11 protein-coding genes and 1 pseudogene are annotated in these 12,445 nt (G+C 55.1%); 6 read left to right on the forward strand and 6 right to left on the reverse strand.

The window, feature by feature from the left end:
- Positions 1–129: 129 nt before the first annotated feature.
- From BMZ14_RS15410 to BMZ14_RS04925, 4 genes and pseudogenes are all read left to right on the forward strand, one after another.
- On the forward strand, positions 130–354 hold the full coding sequence (locus BMZ14_RS15410; protein WP_256208393.1) for a DNA polymerase ligase N-terminal domain-containing protein: 225 nt from the start codon (positions 130–132) through the stop codon (positions 352–354).
- A gap of 4 nt (positions 355–358) precedes the next feature.
- Positions 359–913: a DNA polymerase ligase N-terminal domain-containing protein gene (locus BMZ14_RS15415; RefSeq protein ID WP_256208394.1), complete on the forward strand. Its 555-nt coding sequence runs from the start codon at positions 359–361 to the stop codon at positions 911–913.
- Positions 910–2,652: a DNA ligase D gene (gene ligD, locus BMZ14_RS04920; RefSeq protein ID WP_256208419.1), complete on the forward strand. Its 1,743-nt coding sequence runs from the start codon at positions 910–912 to the stop codon at positions 2,650–2,652. Before BMZ14_RS15415 ends, ligD begins: the two co-directional genes overlap by 4 nt.
- A gap of 82 nt (positions 2,653–2,734) precedes the next feature.
- Positions 2,735–3,809 (forward strand): annotated as a pseudogene (locus BMZ14_RS04925) (IS481 family transposase).
- A gap of 49 nt (positions 3,810–3,858) precedes the next feature.
- Here the strand turns inward: BMZ14_RS04925 and BMZ14_RS04930 are convergent.
- Positions 3,859–4,560, reverse strand: a complete 702-nt coding sequence (locus BMZ14_RS04930; RefSeq protein WP_074795202.1) for an SOS response-associated peptidase — start codon at positions 4,558–4,560, stop codon at positions 3,859–3,861.
- A 64-nt stretch (positions 4,561–4,624) separates the two neighbouring features.
- Between BMZ14_RS04930 and BMZ14_RS04935 the strand changes: the two genes are divergently transcribed.
- Together BMZ14_RS04935 and BMZ14_RS04940 are read left to right on the forward strand one after the other, a co-directional pair.
- A complete protein-coding gene (locus tag BMZ14_RS04935) occupies positions 4,625–5,095 on the forward strand; it encodes a LexA family protein (RefSeq protein ID WP_083396628.1) in 471 nt (156 codons plus the stop codon).
- A gap of 1 nt (position 5,096) precedes the next feature.
- Positions 5,097–6,407 carry a Y-family DNA polymerase gene (locus BMZ14_RS04940; protein ID WP_074795204.1) on the forward strand — a complete coding sequence of 437 codons (1,311 nt, stop codon included), beginning with the start codon at positions 5,097–5,099 and terminating at the stop codon, positions 6,405–6,407.
- Positions 6,408–6,542: 135 nt separating this feature from the next.
- Here BMZ14_RS04940 and BMZ14_RS14615 read toward each other — a convergent pair whose 3' ends face one another.
- The 5 genes from BMZ14_RS14615 to BMZ14_RS04965 form a co-directional block, all read right to left on the reverse strand.
- The gene (locus BMZ14_RS14615) at positions 6,543–7,340 is read right to left on the reverse strand and encodes a hypothetical protein (RefSeq protein ID WP_083396629.1); all 798 of its coding nucleotides are present in this window, start codon (positions 7,338–7,340) and stop codon (positions 6,543–6,545) included.
- Between the two features lies 1 nt (position 7,341).
- The gene (locus tag BMZ14_RS04950) at positions 7,342–7,845 is read right to left on the reverse strand and encodes a hypothetical protein (RefSeq protein ID WP_074795207.1); all 504 of its coding nucleotides are present in this window, start codon (positions 7,843–7,845) and stop codon (positions 7,342–7,344) included.
- On the reverse strand, positions 7,835–10,822 hold the full coding sequence (locus BMZ14_RS14755; RefSeq protein WP_177186909.1) for a DUF927 domain-containing protein: 2,988 nt from the start codon (positions 10,820–10,822) through the stop codon (positions 7,835–7,837). Before BMZ14_RS14755 ends, BMZ14_RS04950 begins: the two co-directional genes overlap by 11 nt.
- Positions 10,823–10,833: 11 nt before the next feature.
- Entirely contained in the window at positions 10,834–11,043 is a 210-nt protein-coding gene (locus BMZ14_RS04960; RefSeq protein WP_074795209.1) for a helix-turn-helix transcriptional regulator, read from the reverse strand.
- Positions 11,044–11,264: 221 nt separating this feature from the next.
- Positions 11,265–12,305, reverse strand: coding sequence for a hypothetical protein (locus tag BMZ14_RS04965; RefSeq protein ID WP_074795211.1), 1,041 nt, complete (start codon positions 12,303–12,305; stop codon positions 11,265–11,267).
- Between the last annotated feature and the right edge of the window lie 140 nt (positions 12,306–12,445).

Genomic DNA, 12,445 nt, shown 5'->3' on the forward strand with positions numbered 1-12,445 from the left:
TCACTAATCAGTCGGATAAAGTTCAGGATAGTCATGACCTGGGGGAGTTACCGACAGACTTCTCCGCAGGAATTGCGGAATTCCCAATTAAAGGGCTTTATCTTTCCATTACCGGATTACCCTTGAAATATGGCAAAGCCGGATTTACTCAAACCCTACCGGGCTAAACGCAATTTCTCGGTAACATCAGAACCGAGCGGGATAGATCAGCGCCCCAGCTCCCAGGCGGCGTTATCCTTTGTCGTCCAGAAACATTGGGCCAGCCGCCTGCATTATGATTTCCGGCTTGAACTGGACGGAGCCATGAAAAGTTGGGCGGTCCCCAAAAGTGCCGAGCTTCGATCCCAGCGATAAAAGGATGGCAGTTCATGTCGAGGACCACCCCATCTCCTATAACCGCTTTGAAGGCCAGATCGCGGCTGGGGAGTATGGCGCCGGAAAAGTCATCATCTGGGACAAGGGGACCTGGACTCCGCTGGAAGATCCCAAAAAAGGCTATGGCGCGGGCAAGCTTAAATTCGCACTGCACGGCCATAAGCTGAAAGGCATCTGGGCGCTGGTTCGGATCCACAATAAGGAAGAAACCAAGCAGGAGCCCTGGCTGCTCATCAAGGAAAAAGATGAATATGTTCGCCCCGCCAGTGAATACAGCGTAGTGGATGAAATGCCTGATAGCGTAGCCGGACTGGAAATGCCGGGTTCGCTAAGCGGTGTAAAGGCTGCCAGTGCCAAAGCGTCGCCAAAAAAGAAAAAAGCGTCCGGTTTGCCGGATTTGCCTGGAAACGCACTCAAGGCCGACCTTCCTCATGCGCTCAAGCCGCAGCTCGCCACGCTGGTCGATGGCCCCCCAATGACCCGGTTGAGTGGACCTACGAAATCAAATTCCACGGCTACCGGATACTCGCTCGCATAGACGGCGAGAAAGTCCAGCTTTTCACCCGTAACGGCAATGACTGGTCCCATAAAATGCCGCATATCGTAAAAGCAATCGGCGAAATGGGCTTCAAAAGCGGATGGTTCGATGGGGAAGTCGTCGTACCCGACGAGCAGGGAATTCCGGACTTCCAGGCATTGCAAAACGCTTTTGACAGTTCACGCACGCAACACATCATCTATTTCGTTTTTGATGTCCCCTTTTATGCTGGTTTTGACTTAAGAGCGGCACCGCTCACCGAACGCAGGGAACTCCTCAAAGGGCTATTCGAGACTCGCTCCTCAGAAACGGTACATTTCGGCGAGACTTTTGACGTGCCTGCAAACGACATCATTGCTTCTGCCTGCCGCATGGGCCTGGAAGGTGTCATTGGCAAACGCAAGTCCTCGACCTATGTCTCTCGCCGCTCCCCTGATTGGATAAAACTGAAATGCAGTCAGCGACAGGAATTCGTCATCGGCGGCTACACCGACCCGCAGGGTTCACGGGTAGGGATCGGCTCGCTTTTGCTGGGCTTCTACGATGCAGAAAAAAAACTGCGCTACGCCGGCAATGTCGGTACTGGATTTAGCGCTAAAACCCTGCATGATCTGAAGGCGAAGCTGAGCAAGATCGAAGCTGCCACCAATCCCTTTGCCGAAGCCACCGGCATCGGCCGCAATGTCCATTGGGTGAAACCGACACTGGTTGCCGAGGTCGCCTTTGCCGAATGGACCTGGGACGGCCATATCCGCCACTCGGTGTTTCATGGCTTAAGATCGGATAAGAAGGCCGAGGTAATCGTGCGCGAAACACCGGTTCATTCTACCGCCATGAAACCTGACTCGGCGACCCTGCCGGCATCCCTGCGCGTAACCAACCCGGAACGGGTAATCGATCCCGCCAGCGGCTTCACCAAAATAGACCTAGTACGCTACTATGGCCTGGTCGCTCCCCTGATGCTCGAGCACCTCAAGGGCAGGCTGGTATCGCTGGTGCTCGCACCGGACCGGATCACGGGGCAACTGTTTTTTCAGAAGCACCTGGAAAAAGCCAATATGCCCGGCGTCAATCAGCTCGACCCGGCGCTGGATCCTGATCATCCGTCCTTTCTGGAAATCCCCATCGCTGAGGGCATCCTGTCAGCGGCGCAAATGAATGGGATCGAATTTCACACCTGGAACGCCACAAAGAACGCTATCGGCAAACCCGACCGAATGACATTTGACCTCGACCCTGGAGAGGGGCTTGAGTGGAGCCATATGCAGGAAGCGGCGGAGCTCGTGCGCGTGTTTCTCAATGAGCTAGAGTTGAAATCCTTCCTCAAGGCCAGCGGAGGAAAGGGCTTGCATGTTGTGGTTCCGCTCAAAAGGCTGCGTGACTGGGATACGGTAAAGGATTTTTCCGAGGCTATCGTCGTGCATCTGGCGAAGACGATACCCCAGCGTTTTGTGGCGAAGAGCGGCCCGAGCAACCGGAGGGGAAAAATCTTTATCGATTACCTGCGCAATGGCTTTGGCGCCACGACCGTATGCGCCTGGTCAGTTCGTGCCCGCTCAGGCATGGGAGTGTCGGTGCCGCTGGCCTGGGAAGAACTGGCGGGGCTGACGAGTGCAGACCGCTGGACTGCCTCCAACATTCATGACCGGTTGGATAGAGGAAATGAGCCGTGGTCCGACTATGAAGCGGCAAGGCAATCCATATTACCGGCAATGAAAATATTGGGGTTCAAACGGTAGGAGGCATGGCCCCGCATAAAGTGTACTAATCATGACTTAATCTGACATTTCTGTTGTAATTGATGAAAACAGGAGAGTCAAGATGAACGTGATGACGGAACGGAAGATCATTCGGAACAAGGTAGGCCTGCTCAAACTGGCTGAGCAGTTGGAGAGCGTATCGAAGGCCTGCAAGGTGATGGGATTTAGCCGCGATAGTTTTTATCGCTTCAAGGAATTGTACGAGCAAGGTGGAGAAGCTGCGCTGCAGGAGATCAGCCGGCGCAAGCCGATCCTGAAGAACCGGGTGGATCCAGCGCGAGGAGGCGGTGGTGAGCTTCGCGCTGGAGCAGCCAGCCTACGGGCAACTGCGAGTATCGAACGAACTGAAGAAGCGCGGTGTGTTCATCTCGTCAGGCGGGGTACGCTCGATCTGGCAGCGCCATGACCTGGAGACGTTCAAGAAGCGCCTGGCGGCGCTGTCGGCCAAGGTGGCGCAGGATGGGTTGATCCTGACCGAAGACCAACTGCGTGCGCTGGAGAAAGCACGGGAAGAGAAGGAAGCGCACGGGGAGATCGAGACCGAGCACCCCGGATACCTGGGCAGCCAGGATACCTACTACGTAGGCAATATCAAGGGCGTTGGGAGAATCTACCAGCAAACCTTCATCGATACCTACTGCAAGGTGGCAATGGTCAAGCTGTACGATCACAAGCATGCCATCACGGCCGCCGACATGCTCAACGATCGGGTACTTCCGTGGTACGAGGAACACGGTGTACCTTTGCTGCGCATCCTGACCGACCGCGGCAGCGAGTATTGCGGCAACCGCGAGCAGCACGAATACGCGCTGTATCTTGACCTGGAAGGCATTGACCACACCAGGACAAAAACGAAGAGTCCGCAGACCAACGGCATCTGCGAGCGCTTCCATCAAACGATCCAGAACGAATTCTACGCCACCGCTTTCCGCCGTAAGCTATATCATTCGCTGGAAGAGTTGCAAGCCGATGTAGACATCTGGATGAAGGACTACAATGAACAGCGTACGCACTCTGGCAAGCACTGCTTTGGCAAGACGCCGATGCAGACCTTCATTGATAGTCGGCATCTGGCGTTGGAAAAACAATTGGATCGGGCAATGCAGGATCCCGTGTCCGTGGCCCCTACGGCCTAACACTGTCTGTCAGATTAAGTTTAGGTTAGGACACATAAAGACCTTCTCATTACCGCGTTAATTCGTTTATCGGTGTTATCAACTCTCTCCTATTGTTATTCGGATCGACTCGGTTCACTGCTCTATCTACTCTCCACCAGGTAAAGGCTTCGGTAGGCAAAGAGCGCGTGTGCGCGATGTGCACCGCTTCCTCAACCGGCGTATCAGGGTCCATCCAGCGCCACGCGTCCTCCGGTTCCAGCACAACAGGCCGACGGTCATGTATATCCACCATGCCGCCTTCACAGTCCTCGGTGACGATGACGAATCCGACTTCAACGTCTTGCTCGGTGTAGGGGCGGAAGTTAGTTAGCCCAGCCATGAAAATCGGCGCCTCGACCTTACGGGTGATATACCAAGGCTGCTTCTTGCTGCCCTCTACCGTCCACTCGAACCAACCCCCCCCAGGAATGATTACCCTTCCCTCCCGGAACATGTGCCGGAAATAGCGCCCTGTCAGGGCTTTTTCTACACGCGCATTGATCCATGGGCGTCTCTTGGCGGCCCCCTCAGCTGGCGTGCGATAGCCCCAGGTTGCGTAGTCAGACTGCAGCTTACCGTTTAGGGTGTGCAGCATCAGCGGTGCGCTGCCAGGGCTGACGTTGTATTGAGGAACGGTATCTCCCCCCTGCCATTCATGGCCGTGCGTATCCGCGCCCAACACTCGAGCGTAATGCCTGCGCGTTCCGGATTGCTCGAATCGTCCACACATGTCTCGATTGTAATCCCCTAGGCCGACGCTTTATACTAGCATCCTTCCAGAACGATTGTTCTCTATGAACCCGATAATTCGGCTCGCGTCACGCACCCCTGTATCGTTACCTGACTTGCCGCCGGCCGCCACCGACCCCGAACTCTGTCTGTTGCCCCTGCTGCAGCACCGCATTCCAGCAGGCTTCCCCTCCCCTGCTGACGAATACTTGGAATCCGCGCTCGATCTAAATAACTACCTGGTGCGTAACAAGACCGCGACCTTTTTTTTTCGCGTGATTGGGGACTCCATGACCGGGGCCAACATCCACGATGGCGACCTGCTGGTGGTGGACCGCTCGATTGAGCCCAGGCATGGCCATATTGTGCTTGCAGTCATCAATAACGAATACACGGTCAAACGCCTTTATCGCCATCATGGAGTGATCGAGCTCCATGCAGAGAATCCGGCTTACCCGCCGATTCGTTTCAGCGAGCACGAGGAACTGCAGGTGTGGGGTGTGGGGACCGGAGCGGTAGCGCGTTTCGCCGTGTAGCATGGCGACAGATGCAAGCCCCAGCCGGCAGCTCTTTGCGCTGGTGGACGTCAATAACTTCTATGTGAGTTGCGAACGGGCATTCAACCCGTCCCTTGAAAACCGGCCGGTGGTTGTCCTCTCCAACAACGACGGCTGCGCTATTGCGCGATCCAATGAAGTAAAGGCGCTCGGCATCAGGATGGGCGCGCCCTGCTTCCAGTTGAAGGAACTGGCGGACAAATACGATATCGTCGCCCTCTCCTCCAACTATGCGCTCTACGGCGACATGTCCAACCGCGTCGCGGCGATGCTGCGGGACTATAGCCCCCATATGGAAGTGTATTCCATCGATGAAAGCTTTCTGACCTTGAATGGGCTGGGCAGTCTGTGGCCAACCTCAGCCTACATGGGGCAATCCATCCGCCATCGCATACGCCAGTGGACGGAACTACCGGTATGCGTGGGCATAGGCGCGTCCAAGACGCTGGCGAAGCTTGCGAATCATATAGCCAAGAAGCAGCCCCGGTTCAATGGCGTCTGTGATCTAGCGACCATGCCGCTGGCAGAGACCGATGCATTGCTCTCCGGCATAGAGGTCGGGGAAGTATGGGGTGTAGGCCCGCGCATAGGGTCGCAGTTGCACGCGGCTGGGATCAGCACGGTCAAGGCCTTGCGTGACACGCCCCTATCCTGGCTGCGCGCAAGGTTTGGGGTAGTGATGGAGCGCACCGGCAACGAGTTGCGCGGACTGTCATGCCTGACGCTGGAAGAAGTCGCCCCGCCCCGAAAACAGATCATTTCCTCCCGCTCATTCGGCCAGCCGGTCCGGGCCTTGCCACACTTGAGCGAGTCCGTCGCCGGCCACGCGAGCAGCGCTGCGGAAAAACTGCGCCGCCAAAACGGGGTGTGCGGCGCCATCCAGGTATTCATCCAGACCAATCGCTTCCGGGAGCAAGATCCCCAGTACAGCAACAGCATGGTTGTTCCTCTGCCAAACGAGAGCTCCGATACCCGCCTGCTGGTGCGCGCCGCCCTGTTCGGACTCAAGCAAATCTACCGGGCGGGCTATACCTATAATAAAGCCGGGGTGATGCTCATAGATATCGGTGAAGCACGGACAATACAGGGCTCGTTGCTTGCCCAACATGGAACCGGCAATCGTTCCGATGGATTGATGAAAGCAATCGATGCCTTGAACCTGCGCTATGGGCGCAATACCGTATCGGTATTTTCTTCAGTCGCTCCCAAGCCCTGGGCCATGCGCCGGGAAAACACCTCGCCCTGCTACACGACAAGATGGAGCGATGTGCCGGTTGCTTATGCGCATTAGTGCCCCTGTTCCTGTCCGTTCTACTCCATCATGTGCTGCCGCGCCCGTTCCTGACCCCTCAAAATGCTCCGTATTTCCCGCATTTGCTTCCGCCATCCGCCTTTATATCCACGCTTGGCAGACTCGGCCTTACCTTCAGGAGTTTTCGGTCCTGTGGATTTTTCCCATGGTTTCCACTTTCTGATTAACTCGGCCCGTAAGCGCCGGTATTCCTGTGTCCGTTCGTAGCTCATTGTCTTCCACTGATAGTTGGATTTGCCCGTTTTCGATTTCACGCGTGTGCGAAGTTGAACCAACCCCATTATTGATCTGTTGTGGCCCAGTTGTTACGTTCGCTTGCTTGGCATAAACGATCGGAGGATTCTTGATCGTTGACAACGTTTCCAGTGTTGCCCGGCACTGATTCTGTGCTCGGAGCGCCATTCGCATGAAACCTTCAAAGTGCGGAAGCTGTGTGGCTAAAAAAGCTTTTTCTGTCAGCCGCGCAAACAGACTTTGAAGCGCCGTTGCCTGATTCATCAGCATCGCCTCGGCTTCCGACAAGTCTCCACGATTCACCGCCTTTGCCTGATCCCGCAGGGTTTTCATCAAGGTTGGCACATCAAGATGTTTGTCGATACCCGAGTTTTGCTCAACACCATTGATTACACGATAAGCCGCAAGCTCTGGAGAGGTCATAAGCCGTGCATACTTGCGCCCTCTTTCCTCCCCGGTTTTTCCGTCTTCGCACTGCACCGTCTTGCGAGGATATTCCTCCTCCCCAGATTTAGCAGTGGGTTTGTCTTGCTTGCGGTCCGCGATTGATCTCTTTTCCAGGCTAGTAGATACCTTTTCTTGAGCCCTGCATGGTGCGCGTATTGGTGACGTTTCTACCAAATGCTCTCCCTTATACCCGTCACTTCCATAAGTACGCGCTGTTCCCTTTTTTCTCATGTCAGAATCCTTCGGTAATTACAACCTTCCTCGCCATTTCAATATGGAAACACCTCGCATCCGCATCGATATGGCATCGATCAATCACCTCACTGATGCCCTCCTCCGTTTCGCCAATATACCTAACCCACGCCCGAATTCTGGCTTCATCATCCGCGCTAAGGGGACCGTCTGGTTTCCGTGGTATTGGCTTGAAAGGTTCAGCTGCTATTGCCTCCGGACGCCATGCCATGATTTCCTCATAAGTTGCCGGGGGAGTGCATGATACTTCCTCGGGTTTGCGGTCACGATAGTGAATCCGCCACCAATGAGAAAAACTCGCCAACCCACATTCGTTCGGGTTCGCTCCATCATTTCCGGCATCGTTGTTTTCTGAGGTAACAGAGGTAACAAGGGTGCAAGCCTTTATTGATGCGGGTTTTGCCGTTACCTCTGCCGGGTCGCAGGGGGTAACAGAGGTATCAGAACCGCTTCTTTCCAGGGTTGTGAGCAGGTCATCGAGCATGATGGACCTCCAGCTTATTCACGTCTATCGGATACACCCTTCTCGATTTCCCATTGACCCGGAAGCTCCTGGAGTGCTTACCCTCGGCGTCTCGCTGCGGCAATGCTCCGACTTCCACCAGAAGTTCGCGTGCGCGATCGAAATCAAACCCCTTGAGCGCTTCCCGGAACCCCTCTGCATTAAAAAGATAGATGCGCCCTTCAGAGGAATCGCGCCACCATCCCGCCCGCTCACGGGTTGGAATCTCCCCTGTTGCGTCGGCATTGGAAAAACGCGAATCGCCATGCCGCTCTATGAAGCCCGAAAGCTGTTCGAGTACCTGCATTCGTTCACTATTGCCGCACCCACGAGATGCTTGCCATGCCGTGAAACCTACCGCTGCCGCCTTGATTGCGTCGCCTGGGCACCACCCTGTTATGCCGTATTCGGTCGCGACCTCACCTGCCAGGGCCATCAGGGCGAAGCGTGCAGCCGCTCGTTTTGCCTGGCCCTCGCTATCTTTGGCGGAGAACTCAGGCAGCCCCTTGATGCGTTCAAGCAAGGCACAAAAATCCTGATTATCGCGGGTCAGCTTTTCCAGGAAGGCTCGCGCGGCGTGCCCGTAATGGGTCGCCGCTGCCCGCTTGATCGCATCAGAAAAGGCGGTGCCGCTCGGCAAACCCTGCAGGTCATCCCATGCGCCAAAGACACGGGTTGCCGGAATGTCCAGCAGGCGTACAGCCAGACCGGCCTTTGCTCTGCGTCCACCTTCCTGTATGGTGGTTTCGATGGTCCGCTCGCCACTCGACAGCACACTACAGCGCCACCGGGTCAATGCTCGCGCATTCCCACTCCGTCCGGCGCGCTGCTTGCCACGCCCATTGCCCAAGGCGTAGACAATTGCATCGACTTCGCGCGGATCGCACTCGCTGATTTCATCGAGCGCCAACAGACAGTGATTGAACAGTGCAGCAGTGCCTTCCATGCCATTCGCAGTCGCCCGCCAGCTGCGGCGATAATTGGGACCACCCCAGACAGAGCAAGCCGCTTCAAGCAAGGTTGTTTTGCCGGTGGATGAGTCTCCTACAAAATGCAATCCACCACCTTCGGCATTGCACAGGGCGAGTATTGGCCCGGCAAACGATGCCGACAGGGCCAGCATCAAAAGCGGATTGCCGACAGCGAGCTGCGAGATTTCACGCTGCCAATCAGCAAGGGTGCCACCCCGCGTATGTTCATCGTGTCCGGTCTCGCCACTTTGAAAGATCACCCCTGATGCCTTGGGCCCGATAACGCTATCAGGCAACACAAAAGAATCCTCACACCAGCCCACTTGGCTGGTGCAGCGCATGCGCCGTTTCGGGGAGCTTCCTTGCAGGTACTTGAGGAGCAGGCTGCGCGCCTTCCCCGATGGCTCGATTTCCACTCCGAAAGCTAGCAGTACGCTGCGAAGCTCATCGCCGGCACCACCGAGCATTCCCATTGGCATGGCCCATTCCCGCCACCGATGCAGGCTGTTGCGAAGGCGCAGCATGCGTCCGAAGTTGGTGTCTTGGCCGTCGGAGGTCAGAGCGTCAACATGCAGAGGAGAACAAACGCGGGTTTGGGTCGGATTACCTTCCTTGTCGATGCCAAAATGCCATACACCGGGGCGGAATCTCTCCCCGTTATGCTCCACCCAATCATCAAAGACACGGAAGGCGGGCCGTGCGGTCATGTCAGGAACAGGGATGGCAGTGACTTCTGTTACCTGTGTTACCTCTATCGTATTGACACAGGTAACAGGGAAAGGCCCATCGCTGCTCGCTTGCACCTCTGTTACCTGTGTTACCTCGGGTTCCGGTGATACCAAAGTGGCTTGGTCAGGACCTTGGCGATCCTCCCTGCTTTCATTTCCCCTAACTTCGCCTGTTTCTGAAGCCACAATACTCACTATGGCCTGCCGTACTGCTTCCATGCCGCGCAGCTTTGCCACATCGTTGAAGTCTGTTGCCCCATGCGGTCTGCTGGAACCGAAGTCAGGAACTGCCAGTAGCCCTCCTACAGCGCGTGCCACTTCGGTTGCCTTCGTCAGTCCGGGATTACCTGATGTGCCGCAGTCATCATCAGCGCACAGGATCAGGGGAAGGTCGGGGAATTTCTCGCGTAGGACTTTTGCCACAGCCTCAAGATTGCCAGTATTGAAGGCTACGGCAACAGGGTAGCCGGTTGCCTCATGAATAGTTGCGCCGGTGGCAAAGCCTTCGGCAATACACAGCACAGGCGCACCAACGGTAGTGCCGATGCTGAAGTAGCAGCCAGCCACACGACCATCAGTTAAAAACTTCTTGTTGCAATCAGAATCGATGAATTGCAGGGACTGAAGCCCACTCCCCGCCCGCATCGGGATGACAAGCAAACCTTCATATAGCCTTGCCCCGTTTCCTTTGATGCGCTTGGCTGCCAAGTAGGGGTGTTCCTTGCATGGCTCGGCTTTCGCCCATATCCAATTCGCTTTTTTTCGTGCCTCTGTCTTACGGCTCACTTCTTCCGCTTCGCGCTCGCGCCTAATCGCCTCTATCCTGGCTCTATATTGGTCTTCCTCAGCGGAAGTCGGGGTACGACCAGTGTCAGCGCGCCATGTCTGAGTAACTCCCCCTCGCCAGTCACCGAAGCATCCAGCAGGAATGGCATCAAGGTAAAGCACATACCAGCCCGCATCGTCGCCAGGCTTGCCGTTGCTCGCAAAGCGATGCAACTTTCCGTCTGCTTCGACTACATCTGGAGGGGTGAGGCCCGCCGCTCGAATTGCGCTTCGGAATTGCTCAATGGGACCAAATGTTGTGCGGCCATCGATGCCGCTCGGTGCAATCTGGCAGCTCGAAGGAGATTGTGTTCCGACAGACGATACAGGTGATTGAAGTTCTGATACGGGACAGGTTGTGGCAAGGTTTTGCTTGCCCAATGCCTGAGAATCTGCCTCGTTGCACTGATTGCTGCTTTTTGGTGCCGTAGTCATGGTAGCCACCCTCAAGCCCTGCGGCTTTTTTTGACTTGGGCAGCAAGCCATGCTTCTACTTCGCTCTCGACCCAACCGACCGCTCGTGCGCCTAAGCGAACGGGCGGTGGAAACAGGCCCTCGGCCATTTTTTGATACATGAACGAACGTGAGATTCCCGTTCGAGCCAACACTTGTTTAAGACGCAGAATGACGAGCGTCACTTTGAGCTCCTGCACCATGCTTGAAAGCTCCTATTTAGGTGCTTCCCGGCTTTTCCGTATCTGCACTGACTACTTGCTCTCAGATTAGCCTGGATTGCACCGGTTAAGCGCTTCCCGGACCATCCGGGATTTGCATGATCACCTTACTAAATAGCAAAAAAAAACTGCGGTAATTACCGCTTGGACTTCGGTAATTACCGCAGTGATTCAGGATTGAGGGGGTTTGCTAGAACGGGAGTCTATCGCTTTGGGGAATTAATAACGCCTGCGGCTTCTTTAAGCCATTCCCTAACTGTCTTCTCAGTGACAGCCGCTCCAGCCCGCTCGAGATCTTTTATTATTTCACCGATGCGTTCTAGCCGGCCGGCGTGAATGTCCATTCCATAGCCCATCATTGCCATTCCACCGACCATCTTTAACGCAGTGATTCTCTCTGTTCCTGTCAGTGTATCGGCATACTGAACGTCCCGTTGCCTGTGGGCTGGACTATTTTCAAATTCCCGTAGGGCCTGTGTACGTACTACTAAGCGACTGCTTTTGGGTAAGCGTGGCGCCGGATAATAGAATTTCGAAGTGGGGTGGCGCCTCTGCATCTCCAGGAATTTCTTTCGCTCTTCCTGGTGATTATTAAGTAACGCTTCCGCCTCCGTTTTCCCCAGGTCATAGTCGGCTATATGCTGTTTCAGCTCTTCGAGATCGGCATTCCAGGAACGTAAATATGAAGGCACGTCCAAAATCTCTTGAAGCTGACAGAATTGCCCATCAGTATTCTGCACAATACAGCCTTCGATTGCTGAGAAATCCAGCACCGTCCCATTCGTGAGCACCTGATATCTGCTTTCTATATCAATGCGCTCACCACCGACCATGGGCAAATCCCAGAGGCCCTCAACAGTGCTAATGCTGCTGTTATGGAAGGTGACGTATAAGCCATCTCCAATTTTCAGACTCCTGACTTCAAGTCTTAATTTTCCTGTTGCTTCCTCCGCAGTCCCTCCGACACGGGTTGGGACTTCATCCGGGGAGATCTCTTGCCATTCCAAAGCCGGAAGTGGTGCCCCAGCAACGCGAGATATGTCGATCTCATCTTGAGTGCATTTAACTAATACTCCATGTTTCGCCTTCGCTGTCGTTACCAAATCCACGGATAACGGTAGCCTTCCGTCAAGCGCAAGCCTCATTACATGAGCTTGGGATACTTCTTCTTTAAAAACGAGGGAAAGGTACTTGGCAGCGTCCTCGACTAGAAGCCATTCTTGTACTTTGGCAAACCTTTTCAAAAAAGCGTCCTCCTTTACTTCTCTTACAATTGCCCCGGTGAAGGGACTTTACCTGGTTTAGATAATCCACCCATGCTCAATCATCAGCTCCGCGAGGCAGTTGCTCTAGGTTTTGTTCGTAACCCCGCTTGTGCCCCCGC

The organism is Nitrosospira briensis, from assembly GCF_900115125.1.
GTDB lineage: Bacteria > Pseudomonadota > Gammaproteobacteria > Burkholderiales > Nitrosomonadaceae > Nitrosospira > Nitrosospira briensis_A.